Source organism: Rathayibacter sp. AY1A3 (assembly GCF_002930975.1).
Lineage (GTDB): Bacteria > Actinomycetota > Actinomycetes > Actinomycetales > Microbacteriaceae > Rathayibacter.
The window spans coordinates 14,232-39,599 of record NZ_PSTO01000028.1 but is presented as its reverse complement, the minus strand read 5'-3'; the positions used below and the strand labels follow the sequence as shown (position 1 = coordinate 39,599).

Genomic DNA, 25,368 nt, shown 5'->3' with positions numbered 1-25,368 from the left:
TGACAATCGTTATCAATAGCCGTTAGCGTGGGGGCACCCGCCCGGCCCCTGACCCAGATCGGCTCACCGTGAAGACCCGCCTCCTCGCCCTCACCGCCCTCCTCGGCGGCACCGCGCTCGCCCTGAGCGGCTGCTCCGGAGCGGGCAGCGCCTCCGACAGCTCCTCCGCCGCCGCCGCGGGCGGGCCCGTGAAGGTCGTCGCGTCGACGAACGTCTACGGCGACCTCGTCTCGAGCATCGGCGGCGACCTGGTCGAGGTGACCAGTATCATCGACAGCCCGGACAAGGACCCGCACGAGTACGAGGCCACCGCCCGCGACCAGCTCGCCGTGTCCGGCGCGACCCTCGTGATCGAGAACGGCGGCGGCTACGACCACTTCCTCGACACCATGATCAGCGCGGCCGGCACCGAGGCCCCCGTCATCACGGCCACCGTGATCGCCGGCCTGGAGGACGTCCACGACCACGCGGAGGAGGAGGAGGAGTCGGAGGGCGGGCACGAGCACGCGGAGTTCAACGAGCACGTCTGGTACGACCTCTCGGTGATGAAGGAGGTCGCGGGGCGGATCGGCGACGAGCTCGCCGCGCTCGACCCCGACAACGCCTCCGCCTACTCCGCCAATCTCGCCACCCTCGACGAGGGGCTCGACGCTCTGATCGCCCGCGAGGGCGAGCTGAAGGGCACGCTCTCCGGCCGCTCCATCGCGATCACCGAGCCCGTCCCGCTGTACATGACCGATGCGCTCGGCCTGACCGACGCGACTCCCGAGGCCTTCAGCGAGGCGGTCGAGGAGGGCACCGACGTCCCCGCGACCACGCTCCAGGAGACGCTGGCGCTGTTCTCCGGCGAGGCCGTCGACGCGCTGATCTACAACGAGCAGACCGAGGGCGCGCAGACGGACGCGGTGCTCGACGCCGCGAAGGCCGCCGGGATCCCGGCCGTCCCCGTCACCGAGACGCTGCCCGAGGGCGACGACTACACCGGCTGGATGACCGCCAACCTCGACGCGATCGAGGGAGCCCTCTCCCAGTGAGGCACGACTCCCCGACCAGGCCCGTCTCTCCGGAGGCGGGCCCTTCGGCGTCCGTGCTGCGGCTGCGCGGCGCCGGGCTCCGCTTCGGCGACCGCGAGCTGTGGAGCGGCGTCGACCTCGACGTGCGCGCCGGCGAGTTCGTCGCGGTGCTCGGCGCGAACGGCTCCGGCAAGACGAGCCTCCTGCGCGCGGTGCTCGGCCAGCAGCAGCTGAGCGCGGGGGAGCTGCAGGTGCTCGGCGAGCCCGTGCACCGCGGCAACCGGCGCATCGGCTACATCCCGCAGCAGAAGCTCGCCGACGAGGGCACGCCGCTGCGCGCGCGCGATCTGCTCGGGCTCGGGATCGACGGCCACCGGTTCGGCCTGCCCCTGCCCTCCCGCTCCCGGCGCGCGGCCGTCGACGCGCTGCTCGAGGCCGTCGGCGCCACCGCCTTCGCCGACGCCCCCATCGGCAGCCTGTCCGGCGGCGAGCAGCAGCGCGTCCGCGTCGGCCAGGCGCTCGCGGGCGACCCGGCGCTCCTGCTCTGCGACGAGCCGCTGATCGCGCTCGACCTCGCCCACCAGCGAGCGGTCAGCGAGCTGATCGACCGGCACCGCCGCGAGCGGAACCTCGGCGTCCTCTTCGTCACGCACGACGTCAATCCGGTGCTCGGCATGGTGGACCGCGTGCTCTACCTCGCCGGCGGCCGGTTCCGGATCGGCACCCCCGACGAGGTCCTGCGCTCGGAGGTGCTCAGCGAGCTCTACGACGCACCCGTCGACGTGATCCGCGCCCGGGGCCGGGTCATCGTGGTCGGCGCCCCCGACCACTCGCACGTGCACGAGCACGAGGAGGGGCAGTCGTGACGGACGTCTGGTCGCAGATCTTCGACTTCTCGGACTACGGAGCGCTGCTGTCGCTCCTGATGAACTCGGTGATCGCCGGCGCGGTCCTCGGAGTGGTCGGCGGGCTCATCGGCGTCTTCGTGATGTCGCGCGACATGGCCTTCGCGGTCCACGGCATCAGCGAGCTCTCGTTCGCGGGGGCGTCCGCGGGGCTGCTGCTGGGCGTCGGCGTCGTCGAGGGATCGATCGTCGGCTCGCTGATCGCGGCGGTCCTGATCGGCGTGCTCGGCTCGCGCGCCCGCGACCGCAACTCGATCATCGCGGTGCTGATGCCCTTCGGACTCGGCATCGGCATCCTCTGCCTGGCCCTCTACCCGGGCCGCAGCGCGAACAAGTTCGGCCTGCTCACGGGTCAGATCGTCGCGGTCGACGACCCGCAGCTCGGGTGGCTGATCGGCATCTCGGTGGTCGTCCTCGTCGGTCTCGCGCTGATCTGGCGCCCCCTCACCTTCGCGAGCGTCGACGCCGACGTGGCGGCCGCGCGCGGCATCCCCACCCGGGCGCTCTCGATCGCGTTCATGCTCCTGCTCGGCCTCGCGGTCGCCGTCTCGGTGCAGATCGTCGGCTCGCTGCTCGTGCTCGCGATCCTGGTGACGCCGGCGGCCGCGGCGCTGCGCCTGTCCGCCTCGCCGGTGGTCGTGCCGCTGCTGAGCGTGCTCTTCGCCGTCGGCGCGCTGGTGGGCGGCATCCTGCTCGCGCTGGGCGGATCGATCCCGATCAGCCCCTACGTGACGACGATCTCGTTCGCGATCTACGCGGTCTGCCGGATCATCGGCCGCAAGGGCGTCCGGCGCTCCCGGCTCGCCGTCGGCGGGGGGCGGTAGCGTGGCCCGGGTCGTGCGGAGTGGAGGTGGTCCAGTGGTCAAGCGCAACACGTGGCAGCGCGAGGCGGTGCGCGAGGCCCTCGGGCGTCGCGAGGACTTCGTCAGCGCCCAGGGCCTGCACAGCGCGCTGCACGCCTCCGGCTCGCCGATCGGGCTCGCGACGGTCTACCGCGCGCTCTCGGACCTGGCCGTGGAGGGCGAGGCCGACTCGCTGCAGTCGCCCGAGGGCGAGAGCCTCTACCGCGCCTGCACGCCGGGGACGCACCACCACCACCTGATCTGCCGCCGCTGCGGGCTGACGGTCGAGATCGCGGCCGACGAGGTCGAGGAGTGGGCGCGCTCGGTCGCGTCGCAGAACGGCTTCACGGACGCGCACCACGTCGTGGACGTCTTCGGGCTCTGCGCGGCCTGCACCGCGGAGCTCGCCGAGGCCTGAGGCCCGTCCGGCCGGAAGCCCGTCCGCGGGCGACCCTGGCCCGGCGTCCGTCTCAGGCCGGAAGGAACACGCCGATCGACCGGTCCTTCACCACGGAGCCGGCGGGCAGCACCCGTCCGCTCATCGCGAGGTAGACGCCCGGCGGCAGCAGCTGCACGGCGGCCACCGCGGTGCCGAGGTTGAACGCGGCGTCGCTGTCGAGCATCCGTGCGGGCTGCATCGCGCCGGTGAGGACGACCACCCGATCGCGGACGACGCCGAGGGCCTCGGCCGTCGCGGTCATCGTGTCGGTGCCGTGGGTGAGGACGATCCGGTCCTCCTCGGCGGCGAGCACCCGCTCGCGGATGAGGGCCCGATCGGCGTCGTCGAGCTCGAGGCTGTCCTTGGCGAGGACCTCCTCGACGCGGAACTCGAGCGTGGTGAGCACCGGGGCGAGCAGGCGCGGCACCATCGGGGCGCCGATCTCGAGCTCGCCCGCGAGCGAGTACTCCTTGTCGACGGTGCCACCGGTGGTGAGGACGAGGATGCGGTCAGTCACGCGATCAGACTAGGCGCCGCCTCCGACACCGGCACGTTCGTGCGCAGTGGCCGCGCCACGGCGGCGGCGGCGGCCCGCATCGGGAACGATGGAGCGCATGACATCCTCCTCCCCCTCCCTCCTCCGCACCGGCGCCAAGGTGCTCCTCGGCTCCGCCCTCCTCTTCGCGGGGGTGAGCCACCTCACCCGCAAGCGGGAGGAGTTCCAGGCGCAGGTGCCCGAGTGGGTGCCGCTGGACAAGGACGCGGTCGTGCTCGCCTCGGGCGTGGTCGAGATCGGCCTGGGCGCCTCGCTGGTGCTCGCGCGCCGACGGGCGCCGCTGGTCGGAGCCGCGGCCGCCGCCTTCTTCACCGCGATCTTCCCGGGCAACGTCTCGCAGTGGGTGACGCGGACGAGCGCCTTCGGCCTCGACACCGACCGCAAGCGCGCCGTGCGCCTCGCGTTCCAGCCGCTGCTGGTGGCGTGGGCGCTCTGGTCGACCCGGCGTCCGCGGGGCTGATCCCACTCGGCGGGCGGCACGGAACCGGCCGCGAGCGCGTGCCGTCCGCCGCCGGCCGCGGAGGATTCCCGTCAGACGTCGTGCTGCGCCTCGGCCAGCAGCGGCGCGAGCAGCTCCTCGATCCGGCGCCGCGCCCCCTCGGCGTCGCCCGCGGCGATCGCCTCGACCAGCTCGGCGTGCTGGCGGGCGTGCACGTCCTCCTCGCCGACGACGTCCTCCTCCAGCACCGACTCGAACATGCCGGTGAGGCCGTCGTAGAGCTCGACGAACAGGTCGTTGTGGGTCGCGACGACGACGGCCCGGTGCAGCGCGGTGTCCGCGGCGATCCGCTCGGCGAGCTCCGGAGCCTCCCACGAGCGGGCCCGGCGGGCCAGCAGGGCGCGGAGGGAGGCGACGTCCTCCCCGGTGCGGCGCTCGGCCGCCAGCGCGGCCGTCGCCCCGTCGATCGCGAACCGCAGCTCGAGGCCCTCCCGGCGGGCGGCGCTCGGGATGCGGCGGCGCAGCGACTCGGCGAGCTGCGATCGCGCGGTGACGAACGTGCCGCGCCCCTGCTCCCGCCGCACGAGGCCCGCCTGCACGAGGGCCTGGACGGCCTCGCGGACGGAGTTGCGTCCGGCGCCGGTCCAGCGGGCGAGCTCGGCCTCCACCGGGATCCGCTCGCCGACGGCCCAGCGGCCCGAGCGGATCTCCTCGTGGAACAGCGCCGTGACGTGGTCGATCACGCTCTCGCGCTGGAACGGCGCCGCGGGGCTAGACTCGCCAGGATTCATCCCATCATCCTATCTCTCGGGGACTCCATGACCGCAGCACCGACGCTCCGCGCCACCGCCCTCCTGGCCCTCGCCGCCATCGCGATCACCGCGCTGAACCTCCGCACCGCCGTCACCGGCTTCAGCCCGCTGCTCGACACGATCGGCGCCGATCTCGGCTTCGGGCCCTCGCTCTACGGGGCGCTGGGGACGATCGTCACCGCCTCCTTCGCCGTCTTCGGCTTCGTCGCCGCGGCCGTCTCGCGCCGGATCGGCCTGGAGCGCACGCTCGCGATCGCGACGCTGGTGACCACGCTGGGCATCGCCCTCCGCGCGCTGAGCCCGAACCCGGTCGCTCTGGTGCTCTCGACCGTCGTCGCCTTCGCGGGCGTGGGCACCACGAACGTGCTCATCGTGCCGATCGTGAAGCGGTACTTCGCCGAGCGGATCAAGACGGTCAGCTCGCTCTACCTGGCGCTGCTGCAGGTGGGCCAGTTCGTCGCTCCGCTGGTCGCGGTGCCGCTGGCCTCGACGGCGGGGTGGCGCTGGGCGATCGGGATCTGGGCCGTGATGACGGCCGCGGCGTGCCTGCTCTGGGCGGCGCTCGCGGCCCGCGGAGGAGGCGGGGCGGCTCCGGCCGCCGCCGGCGGCCGCGTGGACGGGGCCTGGCGCACGCCGCTGCTCTGGGCGATGGTGCTGATGCTCGGGATGACCGGTCTGCACACCTACGGGATCATCACCTGGCTGCCGACGATCCTCGTCGACGCGGGCGCGGATCCGGCGCAAGGCGGGGCGCTGCTGGCGCTGTTCTCGGTGTTCGGCCTCGCCGCCGCCTTCGTGGTGCCGCCGCTGACGCTGGGGATGCGCAACCCGGTCGTGGTCGTGGTGGTGTGCTGCGCGCTGCTCGCGGTCGGCTACGCCGGCCTCGTCGTCGCTCCGCTGGAGGGAGCCGTGGCGTGGGTGGTCTGCCTCGGGCTCGGCGTCAGCACGTTCCCGATGACGCTGACGCTCGTGAACGCGCGGACGCGGACGACCACCGGCTCCTCGACCCTCTCCGGCGCCACGCAGGGGCTCGGCTACGGGCTCGCCTGCCTCGGTCCGCTGCTGATCGGCGTGCTCTACGAGGCGCAGGGGGACTGGAGCGGCGCGTACGCGCTGCTGTTCGCCGGAGTGGCGGTGCTGCTGGTCAGCGGGATCGTCGCGTGCCGTCCGCGGTTCCTCGAGGACGAGGCGGCGTTCCGCCGGGCCTGAGTCGCGGCGCTCAGCGCGACGCGGCCGGAGCGAGCGCGGAGACGATCCGCCCCAGCCCGAAGCGCCAGGCGCTCTCCACATCGCCGCCGAGGGTGAAGGCGCCGGTGATCTCCATCCCGATGAACCCCGTCGCCCAGGCGGTCAGCGTGCGCGCCGCCTCGAGGGCGTCCTCCTCGCCCGCCAGCTGCGCGGTGAGGTCCAGCAGGCGGGCGCTCGCCGCGTCGCGGTACTCCTGGGCGGCGACGGGCGTGCCGGGAGCGGGGGCCATCACGAGGAGGAACGCGGCCGGCCGCTCGTGGCCGAAGGCGCGGAGGCGGTCGGCGAGCGCGGCGGCGTCCGGGGCGTCGGCGAGGCGGTCGGCGAGCACGGTCAGGGCGTCCGCGGCGACGAGGCGGATCAGCGTCTCGCGCCCCTCGACGCGCTTGTAGAGGGAGGGGGCGCGGACTCCGACGCTCTGCGCGACGGCCTGCATCGTGACCCCGGCGAGCCCGTCGCGCTCGAGGAGCTCGCCGGCGGCGCGCACGATCGCCTCGAGGGAGGTGCGGTCGGGAGTGGGCATGGGCCGAGTATAGCTATTGACAGTAGCCATGATGGCTAACTAGCGTAGCCATCATGGAACTCGGACCCCACCTGCGCCGCATCGGCACCGACATCGTCGCCGTCCACCTCGTCCACACCGACGAGGGCGTCACGCTCATCGACGCCGGCCTGCCGGGTCTCTGGCCGGAGCTCCTGGCCGAGCTGCGCGCAATGGGCCGCACCCTCGACGACGTGCGCGGCGTCGTGCTGACCCACGGCGACTCCGACCACGTGGGCTTCGCCGAGCGCTTGCGCCGCGACCACGGCGTGCCGGTCCACGTGCACGCCGCCGACGCCGAGCGGGCGAAGGGCGGGGCGAAGCCGAGGACCGCGACACCGCGGCTGCGCGTCCTGCCGCTCCTCGGCTTCGCGGCCTACGCTCTGCGGAAGGGCATCGCGACGGTCCCGCCGCTCACCGAGGTCGTCGAGGTGCACGACGGGCAGACGCTCGACCTGCCGGGCGCTCCCCGCGTGATCGCGCTCCCGGGTCACTCCCCGGGGAGCATCGCCGTGCACGTGCCGCTGGCCGACGCGGTCTTCGTCGGCGACGGGCTGACCACCCGCCACGTGCTCACCGGCCGCACGGGTCCGCAGCCCGCGCCCTTCACAGACGAGCCGGAGCAGGCGCTCGCGTCGCTCCGGGCGCTCCTGCCCACCAGGGCGCGCTGGGTGGTACCGGGACACGGGGCGCCGTGGAGCGGCGGGATCGAGGCGGCGGTCCGGCTGGTCGAGAGCGCCTGAGGCCCGGAGCCGCTCAGGAGGCGGGGACGAGCTTCCAGCGGTCGGCGAGGATCTCGAGGCCCTTGTCGAAGGTCGCCGACCACGCCGTGACGTCGTGGGCGCTGTCCGGCACCTCGAGGTAGGTGGCGCTCATGCCGGCGGCGACGGCCGCGGCGTAGACGGTCTTCGCCCCGGGGAGGAACGAGGTGTCCTCGGCGCCGACGCCGAAGATCGCGACGGTGCCGGTGTAGGGGGCGTTCTCCGCGAGGACGTTCACCGGCTTCGCGGCCTCGTAGGCGGCCTGGTCGCCGCCGAACCCCTGCGCGACCGTCGCCGCCTCGCTGCCGAGGGTCGGCGCGAGCTCGCCCGAGGCGTCGACGATGTTGCCGAAGAGCGACGGGTGGCCGGCGCCGAGCTGGATCGAGCAGGTCCCGCCCTGCGAGAGGCCGCCGATCGCCCAGTGCTGCGCGTCGCCGAGCACCGGCAGGTTGGCGCGGATCCAGTTCGGGACGTCGACGGTGAGATAGGTGGCCGACTTCCCGAGCGGCGAGTCGACGCACATCGGGTTCCTGTCGGGATCGCCCAGCTGGTCGGGCGACACGACGATCGGCGCGAGGCCGGCGTGCGCGGCGGCGTAGGCGTCGAGGGTCTGCTGGAACTTCTCGGTCGAGAGGGGATCGGAGGGCGACCCCGGCTGCCCCGAGAGCATGATCATCACCGGCAGCAGCGGCGGGGTCGCGGTGAGGGCCGCGGGCGGGAGGTAGACGACGGCGTCGCGGGCCGGGAAGCCCGACGCGGTGGCGGGGATGGCGACCGTCGAGACCGAGCCGACGGCGGGCATCCCGGCCGGGGCGGTCCAGGTCGCGAGGTCCGAGTGCGGTCCGTCCGCGGCGGCGACCGGCACGGAGGAGTCGGAGTACGCGCTGATCCCGAGCGCGCTGCGCACCGTGGGGTACTGGCCGAAGTCGATGTTGACGGTCATCGCGGCCGCCGCGACGACGAGCACTCCGGCGGCGAGCGACGCGAGCACCCCCCGCACGCGCCGGCGGGCGATCGCATGGCCGAGGACGACCAGCGCGACGCCCAGCGCGCCGATCCCCAGGCCGATCGCGACCCGGGTGACCGGCGTGAAGTCGACGCCGAACGGGCCGTCGGGCCCGTCGACGAGGGCGGCCAGGGCGGCGCCGCCGATCAGGCCCAGGAGGAGGACCGCGACGGCGATCCCGCCGCGTCGGGAGCGCCCGCGGCGGGGAGCGCGGACGTGGGCGGCGAGCAGGAGGAGGAGCGCTCCGATCGCGAGCACGTAGACGGCGACGACGAGGGGGCCGGAGACGAGGCTCAGGTCGAGGAGAGAGGTCATGCGTCGATCCGGTCGGAGGGTGCTCGGGCGGGCGTCAGTCTGGCGGCGGTCTCTGGAGGAGAGCCGGGAGCTGTCGGGAGCGATTCTCCTCCCCGGGCGCGGATCCACCGAGCTCTCCACCGATCGGGCGCAACCCCGCGCGCCGCGCCGCCGCTCCCGCCTAGCGTGGGACTCCCGACGCACACCGCGCCCTCACGAAGGAGCCCGCACCATGACGCAGCACCCCCGCCTCGAGACCTCCTCCCGCGAGGCCCGCGCATGAGCCGCGGAGTCGCCGTCGTCACGGGCGGCACGGCCGGGCTCGGACGCGCCACGGTCCGCGAGCTCGCCTCCCGCGGCTGGGACGTCGCCGTGCTGGCACGCGGCGAGGACGGACTGGCGGCCACGGTCGCCGAGATCGAGCAGAAGGGCCGGCGCGGGCTGGGCATCCCGACCGACGTGGCCGACCGCGAGGCCGTCGAGTCGGCGGCCGACCGGGTCGAGGCCGAGCTCGGCCCGATCGAGCTGTGGGTCAACGACGCGATGGTCGGCGTCTTCGGCGAGTTCCTCTCGACCGAGCCCGCCGACTTCGAGCGCGCCGTGGGCGTCAACTTCTTCGGCTTCGTCAACGGCACCCGCGCAGCCCTCTCCCGGATGACCCCGCGCGACCGCGGGCACGTCATCCAGGTCGGCTCCGCCCTCGCGCACCGGGGCATCCCGCTGCAGGCCGCGTACTGCGCCTCCAAGTTCGGCGCCCGAGGCTTCACCGAGGCCGTCACCGCGGAGCTGCTGCACGCGAAGAGCCGCGTGCGCCTGTCCGAGGTCGACATGCCGGCGCTCAACACCATCCAGTTCAACTGGGTGAAGTCGCAGCTGCCGCACCACCCGCAGCCCGTGCCGCCGATCTACGAGCCCGAGGTGGGCGCGATCGCGATCGCCGACGTGGCCGACAAGCCGCGCCGCCGCACCTGGGTCGGCGAGCCGACCGCGGGCACCATCCTCGGCGACCGCTTCGCCGGGCGCTTCATGGACTGGTACCTCGCCCGCAGCGCCTTCGACGGTCAGCAGGCCCCCGACAAGACGGAGCCGATGCTCCCGAACAACGTCTACGAGCCGGTCCCCGGCGATCACGGCGCCCGCGGCCTCTTCAGCGACCGCGCGCACACCATGACGCCCCAGATCTGGATGATCCGCCACCGCGCCCTGAGCTACGCGGGGGCCGCCGCGGCCCTCGCCGCCGGCGCCGCGGGCGTCGTCTCGGCCCTGCGGAGGAAGTGACCGTGGTCGACGCCGTCGTCATCGGGGCGGGGCCCAACGGCCTCGCCGCCGCGGTCACGCTCGCGCGGGCCGGGCTCTCGGTCACCGTGCTCGAGCGCAACGAGACGATCGGCGGCGGCGCGCGCACGGCGGAGCTGACGCTGCCCGGCTTCCACCACGACGTCTGCTCGGCGGTGCACCCGATGGCGCTCGCGTCCGGCTTCTTCCGTGCCTTCGGGCTCGACCGGCGCATCGAGCTGGTCGTCCCCGAGATCTCGTACGCGCATCCGCTCGACGGGGGCCGCGCGGGCATCGCCTACCGCGACCTCGACCGCACGGCCGAGGCGCTGGGCCGCGACGGGGCGGCGTGGCGCGCCCTGATGGGACCTCTCTCCGAGCGGGCCGACCGCGTCGCGGGCTTCACCAACGACGCGCTGCTGCGGATCCCGACGGACCCGAGCGTGCTGATCCGCTTCGGACTGCGGGTGCTCGAGCAGGGCACCCCGGTGTGGAACCTGCGCTTCCGCGAGGACGTCGCCCCGGCGATGTTCTCCGGGGTCGCCGCGCACTCGATCCGCCCGATGCCGAGCCCGTCGACGGCCGCGGCCGCCCTGGCGCTCGGCGCCTACGCCCACGCGCGCGGCTGGCCGGTGCCGATCGGAGGCAGCCAGTCGATCGTCGACGCGCTCGCCGACGACCTCCGGGCGCACGGCGGCACCATCGAGACCGGCGTCGAGGTGACCTCGCTCTCCGAGCTGCCCCCGGCCCGCGCCGTGCTCGTCGACGGCACGCCGACGGCGCTGCTCGCGATGGCGGGGGACCGGCTGCCCCCGGCGTACGCGGCGGCCCTTCAGCGCTTCCGCTACGGCAACGGCGTGGCCAAGGTCGACTTCGCCCTCGACGGACCGGTGCCGTGGACGAACCCGGAGCTCGCCGGCGCGGGCACGCTGCACGTGGGAGGCAGCCGCGCCGAGATCGCGGCCGCCGAGCGCGACGTGAAGCGCGGCCGGCACAGCCGCAGCCCCTACGTGCTGGTGGCGCAGCCCTCGATCGCCGATCCGACCCGGGCGCCCGAGGGCAAGCACGTCCTCTGGGCGTACACGCACGTCCCCCGGTACTCGCCCGCCGACCAGCAGGAGGCGATCACCGCCCAGATCGAGCGCTTCGCCCCCGGGTTCCGCGACCGCGTGATCGGCGCCTCCTCGATGACCGCGCGCGACATGCAGGCCTACAACCCGAACTACCTGGGCGGGGACATCGCCGCCGGAGCCGCGAGCGTCGCGCAGCTGCTCTCGCGCCCGGTCCCCACGACCGACCCGTGGCGGACGCCCGCGAAGGGGCTCTACCTCTGCTCCTCGTCCACCCCGCCCGGGCCGGGCGTGCACGGCATGGCCGGCTGGCACGCCGCCCGCAGCGCGCTGCGGCACGAGTTCGGGGTGCGCGAGTCGCCCGACCTGTCGCCGGAGGCGCGCCCGGCCTGAGCCGCCGCCGTTGCGCTGCGCCCGTCGCCGCCCCCGGCCTGCCAGGCTGAGGGACGGCGCCGCCACGCGCCCCACCACCACTCGAAGGAGTCCGCGATGTCCCGCACCACCCGCGTCGTCCACTGCCCGCCCGAGTCCGTCTTCGCGGTGCTCGCCTCCGGCTGGCTGTTCCCGAGCTGGGTCGTCGGCGCGTCGAGGATGCGGAAGGTCGACGCCGACTTCCCGCACGTGGGCTCGCAGCTGCACCACTCCTTCGGCCTGTGGCCGCTCGTGATCGACGACCGCACCACGGTCCTCGAGTGGGACCCGCCGCGCCGGATGGTCATCCAGGCCGCCGGCTGGCCGCTCGGCGAGGCCCGGGTGCGCGTCGAGGTCGAGCCGCACGCGCGCGGCGCGAAGGTGCGGATGCACGAGGCGCCCGTGAAGGGCCCGGGCACGCTCGTCCCGAAGCCGCTGATGCACTCGTTCCTCTGGATCCGCAACCGCGAGGCCGTGCGCCGGCTCGCCCACATGGCCGAGGCGGGAGCCGCGGGCCGCACGCTCGCGCCCGCCTCGCTCCCCTCGCCCGCCGACCGCGCCGGGATCGACCGGCCGAAGCACGTCTGGGCGCGCCTGACCGGAGCGATCGGGTCGATCGCGGTCGGGACGCTCGTGGTCCGCGGCGTCCTCGCGGCCGTGCGGCGCGCCCGGAGCTGACGGGCCCGGACCCGACGGCACCCGGAGTCGGCGGCGCCCCGGAGACGACGGCGCCCGGGTCGGACGCCGCTCGGCTCGGACGCCGCCCGGGTCAGACGATCCGCTCGACCAGCCGCACGTGCTGCACCGCGACGCGCTTCGGCTCGCCCGCGAAGGCGGCGTCGCGCTCGGGCGAGGCCAGGTACGCCCGCTCGACCTCGGCGAACGCGTCGGCGTCGCCGGCCGTGCTGACCGCCCAGACGAACTCGTTCACCTCGCGGTCGGCGTAGGCGAACTCGATCCGGAAGCCGTGGGCCTCGCGCGCCGGCACGATCCGCTCGGGGAACCAGGCGAGGAAGTCGTCCATCACCCCGTCCATCAGCTCGTAGCGTCGGAGTTGGATCGTCCTGGTCTCGGCTGCAGCGCTCATGCTGCGACGGTACCCGCCCGGCGGCCGCGCCGTCGCCGCGCTACGCTCGCCGCCGACAGCCCCACGCCGAGGAGGACAGCACGGACCCCCGCCACCGCTCCCTCGCGCTGCTCGTCGCCGGCTGCTTCTTCATGGAGAACCTCGACGCCACGATCGTGACGACGGCCGCGCCCGCGATCGCCGCCGACCTGGGCGTCGACTCCGCCGCGGTCTCGATCACCGTCACCGCGTTCCTCCTCACCGTCGCCGTGCTCATCCCGGCCTCGGGCTGGCTCAGCGAGCGCTTCGGCGTGCGCCGCGTCTTCACCACCGCGATCGCCGTCTTCACCCTCGCCTCCCTGCTCTGCGCGCTCAGCCCCACGCTGCCGCTGCTGGTCGGCGCCCGGGTCCTGCAGGGCGTCGGCGGCGCGCTGATGGTGCCGGTCGGCCGGCTCGCGGTGCTGCGGGCGACTCCGCGGGAGGGGATCATCCATGCCATCGCGATCCTGGTCTGGCCGGGACTGGTCGCCCCCGTGATCGCGCCGTTCCTCGGCGGGCTGCTCACGACCGTCGCCTCCTGGCACTGGATCTTCCTGATCAACCTGCCCCTCGGGGTCGTCGCGTTCGCGATCGCGCGCCGGATCGTCCCCGCCACCTCCGAGAGCGCGCCGCCCCCGCTCGACGTCACGGGGCTGGCGCTCGTCGCGGTCGGTCTCGGCGCGCTGGTCGGAGCGGCGGGGCTCCTCACCGGCTCCGAGCTCGACGGGCGGGCGGTGGCGCCGCTGCTCGTCGGCGCGGTCGTGACGGCGCTCGCCGTGCGGCACCTGCGCCGCGCCGAGCATCCGCTCGTGCGGCTCGACGCCTTCCGCTTCCGCACCTTCCGGGTCGCCAACGCGAGCGGGTCGCTCTACCGGGCGACCGTGAACGCGGTGCCGTTCCTGCTCCCGCTGCTGTTCCAGGACGCGTTCGGCTGGAGCCCGGTGCGGGCCGGCTCCGTGGTGCTGGCGCTCTTCGCCGGCAACCTGGCGATCAAGCCGGCCACGACTCCGCTGCTGCGGCGCCTCGGCTTCCGCGGGGTGCTGGTCGCGGCGAGCGCGGTCGGGGCCGCGTGCATGGCGGCGATGGCGTTCCTCGAGCCGGCGACTCCGGTGGCGCTCGTGGTCGCGCTGCTGGTGCTGAGCGGAGTGGCCCGCTCGGCGGGCTTCACGGCCTACAACACCGTCACGTTCGCCGAGGTCCCGCAGGCGGGGATGTCGGGCGCGAACACCCTCAACGCCACCACGCAGCAGATCGCGGCCGGCCTCGGAGTCGCGGTGGGCGCGGTGGCGCTCGCCGTCGGCACCGCGATCGGGCCCGGCCTCGTCCCGTACCGCGTCGCCTTCCTCGCCCTCGCGGTGCTGACCCTCGTGCCGCTCGCCGCCGCCGCCCGGCTCCCGCGCGACTCCGGGAGCGCCCTCACCGCCTGACCCGCGCGGGCGTCAGGCGAGGCCGAGCGCGATGCCGTCGAGGATGTCGTGCGCGGTCGAGTGGACCCGGTCGACGCCCGGCGACGCCTCGTGGACCGCGCGGAGGACCTCGCCCCAGACCAGCGCGCCGGCCGCCAGCACGTCCTCGCGCCCCGGGCGGACCCAGGGGAGGGCCGCCGTCCCCTCCGGAGACAGTGCGGCGAGCTCGTCGCAGGCGGCGAGGACGTCGGAGAGGGGGAGGGACGTCTCGAGCGCAGCGCGGTCGGTGCTGCGGAGGACGTGCGCGGTGATCGTGAGCACGGTCGCGGCGACGCCGACGACGCTCCGGGCCTGCGAGAGGTCGACGGAGGAGGCGGCCAGCGCGGCGGCCACGTCCGCCCGCATCGCCGCGCGCTCGCCCTCCGTCGGTTCGGCGGCCCGGCGGTGGCGCTCGGTCAGGCGGACGCTGCCGACGTCCATCGAGTGCGCCTGCTCCGGCTCCGCTCCGCCGAGCACGAGCTCGGTCGAGCCGCCGCCGAGGTCGACGACCAGCACGGGCCGGGCGGAGTCGACGGCCGAGACCGCGCCGCGGAAGGAGAGCCGCGCCTCCTCCTCGCCGGAGATCGTCTCCGGGGTGACGCCGAGGATCCGCTCGACGGCGGCGAGGAAGTCCTCGCGGTCGGCCGCGTCGCGGGTGGCCGAGGTGGCGACGAAGCGGAGGTGCTCGGCGCCGGCCTCCTGCGCGGCGGCCGCGTACTCGCGGGTGACGGCGAGAGTCCGCTCGAGCGCGGCCGGGTCGAAGCGGCCGGTGCGGTCGACCCCGCGGCCCAGCCGCACGAGCTCGGTGCGGCGCTGGACGTCCCGGAGGCGGCCGCCCTCCACGTCGGCGATCAGCAGGCGGAGGGAGTTGGTGCCGCAGTCGAGCGCCGCGACGCGCGTGGGGGAGGACATCCGCCCATTCTGCCCGCGCGGCCGGGGCCGGAGGCGGGCGATAGCCTGGGGGAGAGACGAAGGAGCCGCCCGTGCACGAACACCACGTCCGCGTCCACCGCAGCGACGAGGAGCTCCCGCGACACGGGCAGCTCGCCCACGCGATCGCCGAGGTCGCCGCCGATCCGGTCGAGATCGACGACGAGGTCGCCGAGATGGTGGTCAACCGGGTCATCGACAACGCCGCCGTCGCCACCGCGTCGCTCCTGCGCCGCCCGGTCGTCGCCGCCCGCGCGCAGGCTCTCGCGCACCCCGCCTCCATCGGCGGCCAGGGCTCGGTCGTCCTCGGCGTCGACCCGGCCCGCCGGGTCTCGCCCGAGTGGGCGGCCTGGGCCAACGGGGTCGCCGTGCGCGAGCTCGACTACCACGACACGTTCCTGGCGGCCGAGTACTCGCACCCGGGCGACAACATCCCTCCGCTGATCGCCGTCGCCCAGCACGCGGGCATCGGCGGGGCGCAGCTCGTCCGCGGCATCGTCACCGGATACGAGGTCCAGGTCGACCTGGTGCGCGCGATCAGCCTGCACCGGCACAAGATCGACCACGTCGCGCACCTCGGCCCCTCGGCCGCCGCCGGGATCGGCACGCTGCTCGGCCTCGACGTCGCGACGATCGAGCAGGCCGTCGCGCAGGCCCTGCACACGACGACCGCCACGCGGCAGTCGCGCAAGGGCGAGATCTCGAGCTGGAAGGCGTACGCGCCGGCCTTCGCGGGCAAGATGGCGATCGAGGCGGTCGACCGGGCGATGCGCGGTGAGACCAGCCCGTCGCCGATCTACGAGGGCGAGGACGGCGTCATCGCCTGGATGCTCGACGGCGCCGACGCGAGCTACGACGTCCCGCTTCCCGACCGCGGCGAGGCCAAGCGCGCGATCCTCGACACGTACACGAAGGAGCACTCGGCCGAGTACCAGGCGCAGGCGCTGATCGACCTCGCCCGCCGCCTGCACCGCACGCACCCCGAGGCCGCCGATCCCGAGCGCGTCGAGCGGATCGTCCTGCACACGTCGCACCACACGCACTTCGTGATCGGCTCGGGCGCGAACGACCCGCAGAAGTACGACCCGGCCGCGTCCCGCGAGACGCTGGACCACTCCGTGCCGTACATCTTCACGGTGGCGCTGCAGGACGGCGCCTGGCACCACGTGCACAGCTACGCCCCCGAGCGGGCCGCCCGCGCCGACACGATCGCGCTCTGGCACCGGGTCACCACGCAGGAGGACGCGGAGTGGACGCGCCGCTACCACTCCACCGATCCGGGCGAGAAGGCGTTCGGCGCGCGCGTCGAGATCCTGATGACGGACGGCACGACGATCGTCGACGAGATCGCGGTGGCGGACGCGCATCCGCTGGGCGCGCATCCGTTCAGCCGCGAGCAGTACGTGTCGAAGTTCCGCACGCTCGCTGCCGACGTGCTCGAGGAGTCCGAGATCGAGCGCTTCCTCGACCTCGCGCAGCGCCTGCCCGAGCTGACCCCGGAGGAGGTCGGCCGCCTCAGCGTGATCGCCGCCCCCGGCGTCCTCGCCTCGATCGAGCCCCCGCGCGGCCTGTTCTGATCCCTCCGCGGGAGCGTCGTCCGCTCGCACGGTGACGCGCGCACGGACGGCCTCCCGCGGCGGGGAGCGCCGTCGTCAGGCGGTCTGCTCGGCGACCCAGTCCTGGATCTCGGCGATGAAGCGCCGGCGCGAGAAGACCCGGGTGCGAGCCCGGAAGGCGTCGACGTCGAGCGCGAGCGCACGGCGCAGCAGGTCGCTCCAGTCCGGATCGCCCTCGAGGTCGGCGATGACGCCCCCGCCGGCGAGGGACACGCTCTCGCGCACTCCGCCGATGTCGGTCCCGATGACCGGCGTCCCGCAGGCCATCGCCTCGACGGGCATGATCCCGAAGTCCTCGACGGCGGGGAAGACGTACACGAGCGCCTGCGCGTAGAGCGCGCGGATCAGCTGGTCGGAGGGCGAGATGACGAAGGTCACGTCGGCCCGGATCTCCTCGGCGTAGGCGCGGAGCCGCGCCTCCCAGGGGCCGTGCCCGGCGATGACGACCGGCAGCCCGGTGCGGGCTCCGGCGTCCATGACCTTCTCGAGGCGCTTGTAGGGGACGAACCGCGAGGCGCCCAGGATGAACGGCCGGGCGAGCGAGTCGAGGAGGCGCAGCTCGTCGTCGTCGAGCGGGGAGCGCCAGTCGGTGATCGTCGAGAGCAGCTCGGTGTTCACCGGCGGGTAGATGACCCGCGACGGCTGGTGCCACGCGTCGCGCACCCGCTGCCCGGTGAAGAGGCTGTTCACGGCGATGGAGGAGGCCTCGGCGGCGCGGAGGCGGTCGATCGGCTTGAGGAGCAGGCTCGCGGTGCGGGCGGCGAGGCTGCTGCCGCGGCCGTCGCGGTCGGGCTCCCAGATGTAGCGGGCCGGCGTGTGCGCGTAGACGAGCTTGCGGGTCGGCCCGCTGGTGCGGACGTGGTGGGCGAAGAGGTGCGAGCTGACCAGCACCCACTCGCGGGAGGCGCCGACCGGGAGCCGCCACGTGGGCAGCATCGCCGGCAGGGCGAGGACCTTGTGGCGGCGCAGCGGCGTGCGCGCCAGCCAGGACTCCGAGACGGGCCTGCCGACGACCTCGGCGCAGTCGCTCCAGAGGACGCGGACGTCGGCGTCGGCGAAGGCCTCGGTCATCGCCTCGAGCACGCGCTCGGCGCCTCCGCGGCGCTCGACCCACTCGTGCACGATCAGGCCGGGACCGACCGGCGGGACGGATCGGGAACGGGTGGTCGCGTCGATGACGGCAGTGATGATGGGCCCCTTCCCCCGGGCGTGCGGTGAGGATCGGGCGGCCATCCGGAGACGGGAGCGGCTCCGAATGCTTATCCGTCGTCGGTGACCGATCAGCAGTGCAGTAGAAGCTAACCGGCTCGTGGAGAAGGAATCGAAAGGCGAGTACGAGTCGTCGCAGAACGACGGGGAAAGGAGAGTCCGATAATCCGGATAAGCCGCGAGCGGAATGGCGAGGATCGTCTGGAGTGCGTCGCGGAGGCGCTATTCCCTTGGAGATCACAACGATGGAGAAGAGCCGCGGAGAAGAAGAAGTCACTCTTTCAGTGACGCCTTGCCGAAAGGATCAGGAGACGCCGATGCGCTGCAGGGTCTGCCACCGCCACTGGTCGCGGACGCCCTCGCGGACGGTGCGCACCGCCCGCCAGCCCAGCTCCCGCTCGGCGCGTGCCGGGTCGGCCCAGCTCGCGGCGAGGTCGCCCGGCCGACGCTCCACGACCCGCCACCGGACCGTCTCCCCGCTCGCCCGCTCGACCTCGTCGATCAGCTCGAGGACGCTCGTCGGCGAGCCCGTGCCGAGGTTGTAGACGCGGTGCCCGGGCCGCGCACGCTCGAGCGCCGCGACGTGCCCGGCCGCGAGATCGCAGACGTGGATGTAGTCGCGCAGCCCCGTGCCGTCGGGGGTCGGGTAGTCGTCGCCGAGGACGTCGACGCACCGGGAGGGGTCGCCCGCGGCCCGCGTCAGCACGGGCAGGAGGCTCCCTGGCGCCGTCGCCGGATCCTCGCCGATCCGCCCCGACGGGTGCGCGCCGATGGGATTGAAGTAGCGGAGGCTGACCCCGCGCAGGAGGGGATCGGCGCGCGCGGCGTCGCCGAGGATCTCCTCGATCACGCGCTTGGTCGCGCCGTAGGGGCTCGCCGCGCTGAGCCCGGCGGGGGAGTCCTCCCCGACCGGCATCGCGCCGCCCGGGCTGTAGACGGCCGCCGAGCTCGAGAACACGACGGTGCGGATCCCCCTCTCCGCCGCGACCGAGAACGCCGCGGTGGCGAGCCCGACGTTGACAGTCCAGTACTCGAGGGGCCGCCGCACCGAGTCGCCGACCGACTTGAGCCCGGCGAGCAGGACCAGGGCGTCGACCGGTCCGTGGGCGGCGAGGAAGCGGGTCAGCGCGGCCGTGTCGCGCGCGTCGGCGATCAGGCGGGGGACCACTGAGCAGGTCAGCTCCTCCACCGCGTCGAGGGTCCGCTCGCTCGCGTGCGAGAGGTCGTCCACGACCAGCGCCTCGTGGCCGCTCTCGAGGAGCGCGACGGCAGTGTGGCTCCCGATGTAGCCCGCTCCGCCCACCAGAAGGACTCGCATGCGGGGGAGCCTAGATCGGCTCCCGCGCGGCGTCGGCGCCGCTGCCGGGCCCGCGGGTCCGTCGATCCGCGCCGCCGTCACCCGTGCGCGGGACGCCCTCTGCCGCGGTCGTAGCCCGCGATCGCCGCGGACTCGACGGCGAGCGCGACCAGCTTCTCGCCGACCGGGCGGGGCACCACTCCGAGCGCGGCGTCCGCGACTCCCGCGACCAGTGCCGTCCGCCGCTCGCTCCCGCCGCGGGCCAGGAGGCGCACGGCCGCGTCCCACGCGCCGGCCGCGGGCACCGCCTCCCGAACCTGCTCGGGGTGCAGCCGTTCGAAGGTGCGGCGGGCCGCTCCCGAGAGGAACGCGCGCCGGCTGCGGACCGCCGCCGAGACGGAGGCGCCGTGGTGCAGGGCCTCGGCGCCGGGCTCGATCCGCACCGGCACTCCCAGGCGGTGCAGCCGATAGCCCCAGTCGACGTCCTCCCAGCCGTACTCGCGGTAGTCGGTGCTGTAGCCGCCGACCCGGTCGTAGGTCGCCCGCGTCACCGAGACGTTGCCGCCCCAGTAGCGCCAGGAGGCGTCGGGGCCCGCCGCGTAGGCGCCGCGGCGGAAGCGCTCGCCGGCGGGCCGGCCGTAGGCGCGGGAGTAGGCGGTGCCCGGATCGACGTCGGGGCAGAGGCCGACGACGCCGACGACCGCGTCCCGGTGGGCCCCGACGTGCGCGGCGGCCCAGCCCGGGCCGGGCTCGAGGTCGTCGTCGCAGCGGATCAGCACGTCGCCCCGCGCGGCGTCGAAGCCGGCGGTGAGCGCGGCGGAGCGCCCCCGGTTCTCGGGGAGCACGACGCGGCGCACGGGCACGGGGGAGGCGTCGAGGGCGCGCTCGCTGGCATCGACGACGCCGTCGAGGACCACGACCACGTCGAGGTCGCGGTGGGTCTGAGCCGCGAGGGCGGCGAGGAGGCGGGGCAGGCGGGCCGCCCCCGCGTAGCTGGGGACGACGACGCTCGCGACGCTCATCGTGGCTCCTCGCCGCGCGGGCTGCTCTCGACCAGGAGCAGCTCCTCCAGCCCGCTCAGCACGCGCGCCAGGTCGTCGGCGATGGCGCCGGGATCGGTGGAGTGGAGGCGGGCGAGCCGGTCGGCCAGGCCGGAGAAGTCCTGCGGCTCGTCGTCGAGCGCCCGCCAGGTCGCGGCCACGCTCTCGCGCAGCGCGTAGGGGCTGCCCATCGGGGAGACGTCCAGCGGGAGCACCAGGACGCGCCCGTTCAGATCGACGGAGGCCGTGTCCGGGCGGCGCCGCCAGAGAAGGAGCCGGGGGTCCTCTGCCATCTTCTCCGAGTCCTCTCCGCTGATCGCCGCCACTGCGAGTAGAAATCCGCCAGCGCCTCTTATCGCGACGCCTCTCTCGCTATGTTTGCCGCCGACGCGCCAAGGGGTGTACGTCGAGCGACAGCACCGGAGGGCCGCCAATGTCGGAGTCTAATCCGCTCGCATCCAGCGATATCAGCGATAAGAGCGAGAAGAAGAGCGCGAATTCCGCGGGCGTCTTCGCACGGCGGACGGTCGTGGCCGGAGCGGTCTGGTCGGTGCCCGCGGTGATGCTGGCGCAGTCCGCCTCCGCCGTCTCGATCAGCTGCTTCCCGGTGGGCACGGTCTTCCAGGCGGTCGCCCGCGGACGCCTCCTCAGCGGCTTCCTCGGCGGAGTGAACCTCGACACCGTCGCCGGCGTCTCGGGCGTGACGGCGATCGCTCCCGACCAGGGCAACCCGGCCGTCGTGACCGGCGGCGTCAACGCCACGGTGCTGAACACGATCGCCGTGAACGCGACCGGGCTGACCGGCACGCTCTCCTCCCTCCTCACGCTGGCGGCTCCCGCCGGCGTCGGCACCCTCAACCAGTACGCGTCGGCGAACACGAACGGCACCGTCCGCGGCGCCTCCGGCGCGATCACGGACGCGGGCCAGCTGGCGTTCGACTCGACGGCGGGGAGCTTCCCCGACTTCGGGACGGTGAACCTCCGGGCGATCCTCGCGGCGTCCGGCGGCGCCGGAGTGGCCGCTCTGCTCACCAACGTGACGGACCTGACCCTGCGGATCGGTGCCCTGACCGGTCGCGCGTCCCTCCAGTCGGCCTGCGTGCCAGGGTCGGACAATCTGCAGCGCGACTACCAGGTCGGCCGCCTGGACCTGGTGCTGACCTCGCCGACGCTGACCGCGATCACGAGCGCGATCAACACCTTGCTGAGCGACGTGCTCGATCTCTCCGTCTTCGGGCTCACAGTGACGGTTGACGGAGCCGCGGTCCTAGCGGGAAGCCTGCCGGGTGGAACGCAGCCGATCCAGGCTCAGCTGTCGGCGAGCCCGGCGACGATCACGATCGACCTCTTCTCTCTGCTCGGTGGAGCACCGGGTCAGGGGACGACCTCGCCCTACGTCAACGGCCTTCCGCCGAACTCGACCCTCTTCGTCGACAACAGCCTCCGGGTTCCAGGGACGGCGGCGTCGTCCTTCACGAGTGCTCTTCTCGCTTCGCTGAGGACGCGTCTCGGGAATCTCATCCTCATCAACGGTACGCCGCTGGTCTCGAGTGCTCTCGGGGGGGCTGTTCAAACCGTGGTGAACCTCGCTCTCACGGCCCTGACGCCGCTGCTCACGACGCTGCAGAACGCGGTCCTCACCCCGGTCTTCACCGCGCTGCGGGACGTCATCCAGATCGACGTCAACGCGCAGAACCGCTCCACCAACCCGACCGGGCCGGCCGCCCTCGAGGCGCTCCCCGTCGGCCGCTACGACGTCGCGGCGCTCTACATCCGCGCGGTGGGGCTCGTGAACCTGCTCGACCTGTTCATCGCCCGCGGCTCCGTCGGGCCGAACGTCCGCACGGGCTAGCCGCTCGGCGCCGTCAGGCGCCGCGGACCACGAGGCCGTGCTCGACCATCGCGTCGAGCACGGCCTCGACGTGCGCCCGGGGGTCGCCCGCGGGCGGGGCGCCGTGCTCGGCGACGACGACCCCGGTCAGCGCGTCGACCGTCGCGGGCGTCCCGAGAGCGCGCCACAGCCCCGGGCCGATCCCGGTCAGCGTCTCGACCCGCTCGTCGAGGAGGCAGCTGACCACTCCGTCGCGCTCGACCCACTCGACGCCGGCGGCGCGCGCGAGCAGGCCCGGGCCGGGCGCCGCCGGATCGGCCTCTGGTGCATCGGCGACGACCGGCGACGGCTCCCCGAGGCGCTCCAGGAGCGGCAGCACCGTCTCCGCCTCGCGGTAGCGGAGCACCCGCGCCCCGCCGACGGAGTCGAGCAGCCCCGCGAGGTGGTGCAGCGCCGCGGGCAGCCGTGCGAAGTGGCTCAGCTCCGGCAGCAGCACCGAGAGCGCCTCGTCGAAGGAGATCGGCTCGAGCCGGGGCTCCGCCGGGCCGGACGGGTCGCGGGCGATCAGGAGCAGGGCGGCCAGGCGCAGCGGAGCGTCCGGCAGCGGCTGCAGGCCCATCGCGGCGGGGGAGCGGTGCCGCTTCCAGTCGCCGCCGTCGAGGAGGGCGACGGGCTTCCGGAACGGCAGCACCCGCCCGTCGCGGCGGACGGCGAGCGTCTCGTCGGTCACGTACCCGTACCGCCGAGCGGCGAGGCTCACGAGGGTCGACTTCCCGGCACCGGGCCGGCCGGCGAACGCGACGACGCGGCCGTCGGGCAGGGCGACCGCGGCGGCGTGCACGCTGAGCAGCCGGCCCTCGCAGGCGTCGGCCGCCGCGAGGGTGAGCGCGGCGCCGATGTGCTCGGCGAGGGCGTCCTCGGTCGGCTGCGCGATCACTCCGGGCTCCCCGACCGGCTCGGTCAGCGACACCCGGTACTCGGAGCCCGGGCGATCGGCGTCGTCGTCCACGTCGTTCCACGACTCCTCCACCTCCGCCACGAAGCGGTCGGGGACGGAGTCGTCGAAGGTGAAGCGCACGCCGAGACCGAAGGGGGCGCGGATCAGCCGGCGGGTCATGTCAGGTCCTGTCCGTTCGTCGGAGGTGGTCCCACGCGAGCGGAGCCGTGCGGGCGCCGCGGCGCAGCCGCCGCCACCAGCCGGCCGCCACGTCGATCCGGCGCGGGCCGATGGCGGGGTCGGCGGCACGCAGTGCGTGGGGAGCGGGGAAGACGGCGCGGGCGAGGAGCAGCGGCCGCTGCCGCCAGCCGGCCGCGCGCACGGCCTGCACCCACCCCGCGGAGGCGTGGGGCGAGCTCGCGTTGATCCGCCACGCCCGCAGCTCGGCCGCGGGCACCTCCCCGGCGCGCGCGCGGATGCCGAGCGCGTCGAGGAAGGGCTGCGCGGTCTGGACGGCGCCGAGCTCCTCCGCCGCCGCCCGGAGCGGAGCGTGCAGCTCCGCGCGGGCGGCCACCGCCTCGACGAGCAGGTCGTAGTCGGAGGGCCGCGTGAGGCGCGGGTCGGTGATCTGCCAGGCGTCGCGGAGCGCGTGCAGCGCCAGCACGAGCGCCGAGTCGGCGACGCTGGCGGTCGCGACCGGACGGCCGGCCAGCTCCACGATCCGGTGCCGGCTCCACAGCGCCTCGAAGGCGTCGCGCGGCGGCACGAGGAATCCCGGCCACCGCCAGTGCACGTCGATGTCGACCGGCCACGCGGCGTGCCGGTAGGAGCGCGAGTGCTTGGCCGCGAGCGTCGGTCCGTCCGGCCAGGGCCGCTCGGTCCAGCCGTCGGCGGCCAGGAGGGCCAGGATCCGGGGCAGGTCGTCGGGGGCGACCAGCAGGTCGACGTCGCCGGAGGTGCGGGGCGGCCGGAGCCGGTCGGCGGCGGCGGTCGGTCCCTTGAGCACGAGTGCGCGCAGGCCCGCCGCGTCGGCCCGCCGGTGGACGAACGCCGACACGAGCGGCACGGCCTCGTCGGCCCAGAGAACGCCCACGAGCTCCATCCGGTCAGTATTCCAGCGCTCCTGCGGCCCGCGGAGCCCGTCCGGGGCGGTGGAGCCGGGCGCTCGTCTCGGTGAGGATGGGCCCGCGGGCCGCGGGGGCGCCGCCCGCTCCCCCGTGGATCATCCGCCGCCCCGCCCGCCTCCGTGCGGCGCCGGGCGGCCTCCGGTGGCGCTCGCGACCAACAACGGCGACATCGGCGGCGGCGAGGTGATGCTGCTGAGCATCGCGGAGGCGCTCGAGGCGCTCGAGGTCCCGGTCGTGGTCGTCGGCCCCTCGGAGCCGCGTGCGCTCGTCGTCGCCGCCCTCGCCGCCGGCCACCGGGTCGTCGAGCTCGAGGCCGTGGGCAGACCCGCCTGGATGCGCGCGCTGCGGCGCTGGGACGCCTCCTCCCGCGAGGGCGTGCTGTGGTGCAACGGGCTGGTGCCGGCCGTCGCGACCGCAGGGCGTCCGCGGCGGATCGTGCATCTGCACCAGCGCCCGTCCGGCCTGCAGCGGCTGCTCGCGCCCGTGGCCCGCCGCGGCGCGCTGGCGACCCTCGTCCCCTCTCGCTACCTCGCGGGGGTCGTCCCCGGGTCGACCGTGCTGCCGAACTGGAGCCGCCGCGTCGACCTGCCGGAGGCGCGGCCGCGGGAGGACGGGACGACCGTCCTCGGCTTCCTCGGGCGTCCCTCGCTCGCGAAGGGGGTGCGGGTCCTCACCGAGGCGCTGGCGCTGCTGGACGCCGGGGAACCGGGCGCGTATCGCCTGGTGCTGGCGGGCGAGCCCCGGTTCGTGGCGCAGCGGGAGCGTCGCGAGGTGGAGGCGGCCCTCGCTCCGGTCGCCGCTCTGGTGGACCGGCCGGGGTGGATCGAGCCCGGCGACCTCTTCGCGCGGATCGACCTCCTGGTGGTGCCGTCGGTGCAGCCGGAGTCGTTCGGCCTGGTCGTGACGGAGGCGATGTCGGCCGGCGTCCCCGTGGTCGTGAGCGACGCCGGTGCGCTCCCCGAGGTCGTCGGCCCGTCGATCGACGCCACGTTCCGAGCCGGGGATCCGCGGGCTCTGGCCGAGCTGATCAGAGCCCGGAAGAAGAGAGGACTATCGGAGTCGCGGGAGAGGGATCGTGCCCGCTGGAACGATTCCTACTCCCCGTCCTCCGGGAAGTCGGCTATCGACGGACTTCTGGCGCGGATGGCCCTCTCCGATGATTCCTGATCCTCCCGCCAGGAGACCGATCCGCTTTCCGGGGAATGCCGCGGGGAGCCTCTCC

26 protein-coding genes are annotated in these 25,368 nt (G+C 74.6%); 14 read left to right on the top strand and 12 right to left on the bottom strand.

What is annotated here, in order from left to right:
• Positions 1–68: 68 nt before the first annotated feature.
• From C5C10_RS12880 to C5C10_RS12865, 4 genes are read left to right on the top strand one after another with little or no spacing between them, the layout of a single operon-like run.
• A complete protein-coding gene (locus C5C10_RS12880; protein WP_104329419.1) occupies positions 69–1,034 on the top strand; it encodes a metal ABC transporter solute-binding protein, Zn/Mn family in 966 nt (321 codons plus the stop codon).
• Positions 1,031–1,879, top strand: a complete 849-nt coding sequence (locus C5C10_RS12875; protein ID WP_104247996.1) for a metal ABC transporter ATP-binding protein — start codon at positions 1,031–1,033, stop codon at positions 1,877–1,879. Before C5C10_RS12880 ends, C5C10_RS12875 begins: the two co-directional genes overlap by 4 nt.
• A 59-nt stretch (positions 1,880–1,938) precedes the next feature.
• Positions 1,939–2,742 (top strand): metal ABC transporter permease, encoded by an 804-nt coding sequence (locus C5C10_RS12870; RefSeq protein WP_104224551.1) that lies wholly within the window; start codon positions 1,939–1,941, stop codon positions 2,740–2,742.
• Between the two features lie 34 nt (positions 2,743–2,776).
• Complete coding sequence (locus tag C5C10_RS12865; RefSeq protein WP_104238381.1) at positions 2,777–3,178, top strand: Fur family transcriptional regulator; 402 nt, start codon at positions 2,777–2,779, stop codon at positions 3,176–3,178.
• 52 nt (positions 3,179–3,230) lie between these two features.
• Here the strand turns inward: C5C10_RS12865 and C5C10_RS12860 are convergent, their stop codons facing one another.
• On the bottom strand, positions 3,231–3,716 hold the full coding sequence (locus C5C10_RS12860) for an asparaginase domain-containing protein (RefSeq protein WP_104224541.1): 486 nt from the start codon (positions 3,714–3,716) through the stop codon (positions 3,231–3,233).
• Between the two features lie 88 nt (positions 3,717–3,804).
• Between C5C10_RS12860 and C5C10_RS12855 the strand changes: the two genes are divergently transcribed.
• Positions 3,805–4,215: a hypothetical protein gene (locus C5C10_RS12855; protein WP_181027249.1), complete on the top strand. Its 411-nt coding sequence runs from the start codon at positions 3,805–3,807 to the stop codon at positions 4,213–4,215.
• A 71-nt stretch (positions 4,216–4,286) separates the two neighbouring features.
• On the opposite strand, the gene C5C10_RS12850 is transcribed toward C5C10_RS12855, so the two are convergent.
• A complete protein-coding gene (locus C5C10_RS12850) occupies positions 4,287–4,985 on the bottom strand; it encodes a FadR/GntR family transcriptional regulator (protein ID WP_104238380.1) in 699 nt (232 codons plus the stop codon).
• Between the two features lie 27 nt (positions 4,986–5,012).
• Between C5C10_RS12850 and C5C10_RS12845 the strand changes: the two genes are divergently transcribed.
• Positions 5,013–6,215 (top strand): MFS transporter, encoded by a 1,203-nt coding sequence (locus tag C5C10_RS12845; protein ID WP_104329418.1) that lies wholly within the window; start codon positions 5,013–5,015, stop codon positions 6,213–6,215.
• Between the two features lie 10 nt (positions 6,216–6,225).
• Here C5C10_RS12845 and C5C10_RS12840 read toward each other — a convergent pair whose 3' ends face one another.
• Complete coding sequence (locus C5C10_RS12840) at positions 6,226–6,774, bottom strand: TetR/AcrR family transcriptional regulator (RefSeq protein WP_104329417.1); 549 nt, start codon at positions 6,772–6,774, stop codon at positions 6,226–6,228.
• Between the two features lie 53 nt (positions 6,775–6,827).
• Between C5C10_RS12840 and C5C10_RS12835 the strand changes: the two genes are divergently transcribed.
• Positions 6,828–7,535, top strand: a complete 708-nt coding sequence (locus C5C10_RS12835) for an MBL fold metallo-hydrolase (protein WP_104329416.1) — start codon at positions 6,828–6,830, stop codon at positions 7,533–7,535.
• A 13-nt stretch (positions 7,536–7,548) separates the two neighbouring features.
• Here the strand turns inward: C5C10_RS12835 and C5C10_RS12830 are convergent, their stop codons facing one another.
• Complete coding sequence (locus C5C10_RS12830) at positions 7,549–8,874, bottom strand: esterase family protein (RefSeq protein WP_104329415.1); 1,326 nt, start codon at positions 8,872–8,874, stop codon at positions 7,549–7,551.
• Between the two features lie 258 nt (positions 8,875–9,132).
• Between C5C10_RS12830 and C5C10_RS12825 the strand changes: the two genes are divergently transcribed.
• From C5C10_RS12825 to C5C10_RS12815, 3 genes are all read left to right on the top strand, one after another.
• Positions 9,133–10,131 (top strand): SDR family oxidoreductase, encoded by a 999-nt coding sequence (locus tag C5C10_RS12825; RefSeq protein ID WP_104233564.1) that lies wholly within the window; start codon positions 9,133–9,135, stop codon positions 10,129–10,131.
• A gap of 2 nt (positions 10,132–10,133) precedes the next feature.
• Positions 10,134–11,591 carry a phytoene desaturase family protein gene (locus C5C10_RS12820; protein WP_374953351.1) on the top strand — a complete coding sequence of 486 codons (1,458 nt, stop codon included), beginning with the start codon at positions 10,134–10,136 and terminating at the stop codon, positions 11,589–11,591.
• 96 nt (positions 11,592–11,687) lie between these two features.
• The gene (locus C5C10_RS12815) at positions 11,688–12,287 is read left to right on the top strand and encodes an SRPBCC domain-containing protein (RefSeq protein ID WP_104233566.1); all 600 of its coding nucleotides are present in this window, start codon (positions 11,688–11,690) and stop codon (positions 12,285–12,287) included.
• A 91-nt stretch (positions 12,288–12,378) separates the two neighbouring features.
• Here the strand turns inward: C5C10_RS12815 and C5C10_RS12810 are convergent, their stop codons facing one another.
• Entirely contained in the window at positions 12,379–12,696 is a 318-nt protein-coding gene (locus C5C10_RS12810; RefSeq protein WP_104224531.1) for an NIPSNAP family protein, read from the bottom strand.
• Between the two features lie 131 nt (positions 12,697–12,827).
• Between C5C10_RS12810 and C5C10_RS12805 the strand changes: the two genes are divergently transcribed.
• Positions 12,828–14,141 carry an MFS transporter gene (locus C5C10_RS12805; protein ID WP_104329413.1) on the top strand — a complete coding sequence of 438 codons (1,314 nt, stop codon included), beginning with the start codon at positions 12,828–12,830 and terminating at the stop codon, positions 14,139–14,141.
• A gap of 12 nt (positions 14,142–14,153) precedes the next feature.
• On the opposite strand, the gene C5C10_RS12800 is transcribed toward C5C10_RS12805, so the two are convergent.
• Positions 14,154–15,071, bottom strand: coding sequence for an exopolyphosphatase (locus C5C10_RS12800; protein WP_104329412.1), 918 nt, complete (start codon positions 15,069–15,071; stop codon positions 14,154–14,156).
• 71 nt (positions 15,072–15,142) lie between these two features.
• Between C5C10_RS12800 and C5C10_RS12795 the strand changes: the two genes are divergently transcribed.
• Complete coding sequence (locus C5C10_RS12795) at positions 15,143–16,666, top strand: MmgE/PrpD family protein (RefSeq protein ID WP_104227214.1); 1,524 nt, start codon at positions 15,143–15,145, stop codon at positions 16,664–16,666.
• A 75-nt stretch (positions 16,667–16,741) separates the two neighbouring features.
• On the opposite strand, the gene C5C10_RS12790 is transcribed toward C5C10_RS12795, so the two are convergent.
• The 4 genes from C5C10_RS12790 to C5C10_RS12775 all read right to left on the bottom strand — a co-directional run bounded on the left by C5C10_RS12790 (position 16,742) and on the right by C5C10_RS12775 (position 20,544).
• A complete protein-coding gene (locus C5C10_RS12790) occupies positions 16,742–17,938 on the bottom strand; it encodes a glycosyltransferase (protein ID WP_104224527.1) in 1,197 nt (398 codons plus the stop codon).
• Between the two features lie 280 nt (positions 17,939–18,218).
• A complete protein-coding gene (gene galE / locus C5C10_RS12785; protein WP_104329411.1) occupies positions 18,219–19,232 on the bottom strand; it encodes a UDP-glucose 4-epimerase GalE in 1,014 nt (337 codons plus the stop codon).
• 77 nt (positions 19,233–19,309) lie between these two features.
• Positions 19,310–20,233, bottom strand: coding sequence for a glycosyltransferase family 2 protein (locus C5C10_RS12780; protein WP_104329410.1), 924 nt, complete (start codon positions 20,231–20,233; stop codon positions 19,310–19,312).
• Positions 20,230–20,544, bottom strand: coding sequence for a hypothetical protein (locus C5C10_RS12775; RefSeq protein WP_146076975.1), 315 nt, complete (start codon positions 20,542–20,544; stop codon positions 20,230–20,232). The genes C5C10_RS12780 and C5C10_RS12775 overlap by 4 nt, the downstream gene beginning before the upstream one ends.
• Positions 20,545–20,684: 140 nt before the next feature.
• Here C5C10_RS12775 and C5C10_RS12770 point away from each other — a divergent pair, with 140 nt between their 5' ends.
• Positions 20,685–22,103, top strand: coding sequence for a choice-of-anchor G family protein (locus C5C10_RS12770; protein WP_146082163.1), 1,419 nt, complete (start codon positions 20,685–20,687; stop codon positions 22,101–22,103).
• A gap of 13 nt (positions 22,104–22,116) precedes the next feature.
• Here C5C10_RS12770 and C5C10_RS12765 read toward each other — a convergent pair whose 3' ends face one another.
• Complete coding sequence (locus C5C10_RS12765) at positions 22,117–23,199, bottom strand: hypothetical protein (RefSeq protein ID WP_104329407.1); 1,083 nt, start codon at positions 23,197–23,199, stop codon at positions 22,117–22,119.
• A 1-nt stretch (position 23,200) separates the two neighbouring features.
• The gene (locus tag C5C10_RS12760; protein WP_104283082.1) at positions 23,201–24,121 is read right to left on the bottom strand and encodes a nucleotidyltransferase family protein; all 921 of its coding nucleotides are present in this window, start codon (positions 24,119–24,121) and stop codon (positions 23,201–23,203) included.
• Positions 24,122–24,287: 166 nt separating this feature from the next.
• On the opposite strand from C5C10_RS12760, the gene C5C10_RS12755 reads away from it, so the two are divergent.
• Positions 24,288–25,313 carry a glycosyltransferase family 4 protein gene (locus C5C10_RS12755; protein ID WP_104329406.1) on the top strand — a complete coding sequence of 342 codons (1,026 nt, stop codon included), beginning with the start codon at positions 24,288–24,290 and terminating at the stop codon, positions 25,311–25,313.
• Positions 25,314–25,368: the final 55 nt, after the last annotated feature.

Coding starts and splice junctions, on each gene's coding strand:
- C5C10_RS12805 (WP_104329413.1), top strand. CDS start 12,828: ATGGAGAACCTCGACGCCACGATCGTGACGACGGCCGCGCCCGCGATC.
- C5C10_RS12855 (WP_181027249.1), top strand. CDS start 3,805: ATGGAGCGCATGACATCCTCCTCCCCCTCCCTCCTCCGCACCGGCGCC.
- C5C10_RS12815 (WP_104233566.1), top strand. CDS start 11,688: ATGTCCCGCACCACCCGCGTCGTCCACTGCCCGCCCGAGTCCGTCTTC.
- C5C10_RS12835 (WP_104329416.1), top strand. CDS start 6,828: ATGGAACTCGGACCCCACCTGCGCCGCATCGGCACCGACATCGTCGCC.
- C5C10_RS12825 (WP_104233564.1), top strand. CDS start 9,133: ATGAGCCGCGGAGTCGCCGTCGTCACGGGCGGCACGGCCGGGCTCGGA.
- C5C10_RS12800 (WP_104329412.1), bottom strand. CDS start 15,071: ATGTCCTCCCCCACGCGCGTCGCGGCGCTCGACTGCGGCACCAACTCC.
- C5C10_RS12850 (WP_104238380.1), bottom strand. CDS start 4,985: ATGAATCCTGGCGAGTCTAGCCCCGCGGCGCCGTTCCAGCGCGAGAGC.
- C5C10_RS12790 (WP_104224527.1), bottom strand. CDS start 17,938: ATGGCCGCCCGATCCTCACCGCACGCCCGGGGGAAGGGGCCCATCATC.
- C5C10_RS12760 (WP_104283082.1), bottom strand. CDS start 24,121: ATGGAGCTCGTGGGCGTTCTCTGGGCCGACGAGGCCGTGCCGCTCGTG.
- C5C10_RS12770 (WP_146082163.1), top strand. CDS start 20,685: ATGTCGGAGTCTAATCCGCTCGCATCCAGCGATATCAGCGATAAGAGC.
- C5C10_RS12765 (WP_104329407.1), bottom strand. CDS start 23,199: ATGACCCGCCGGCTGATCCGCGCCCCCTTCGGTCTCGGCGTGCGCTTC.
- C5C10_RS12845 (WP_104329418.1), top strand. CDS start 5,013: ATGACCGCAGCACCGACGCTCCGCGCCACCGCCCTCCTGGCCCTCGCC.
- C5C10_RS12840 (WP_104329417.1), bottom strand. CDS start 6,774: ATGCCCACTCCCGACCGCACCTCCCTCGAGGCGATCGTGCGCGCCGCC.
- C5C10_RS12780 (WP_104329410.1), bottom strand. CDS start 20,233: ATGAGCGTCGCGAGCGTCGTCGTCCCCAGCTACGCGGGGGCGGCCCGC.
- C5C10_RS12810 (WP_104224531.1), bottom strand. CDS start 12,696: ATGAGCGCTGCAGCCGAGACCAGGACGATCCAACTCCGACGCTACGAG.
- galE (WP_104329411.1), bottom strand. CDS start 19,232: ATGCGAGTCCTTCTGGTGGGCGGAGCGGGCTACATCGGGAGCCACACT.
- C5C10_RS12870 (WP_104224551.1), top strand. CDS start 1,939: ATGAACTCGGTGATCGCCGGCGCGGTCCTCGGAGTGGTCGGCGGGCTC.
- C5C10_RS12830 (WP_104329415.1), bottom strand. CDS start 8,874: ATGACCTCTCTCCTCGACCTGAGCCTCGTCTCCGGCCCCCTCGTCGTC.
- C5C10_RS12775 (WP_146076975.1), bottom strand. CDS start 20,544: ATGGCAGAGGACCCCCGGCTCCTTCTCTGGCGGCGCCGCCCGGACACG.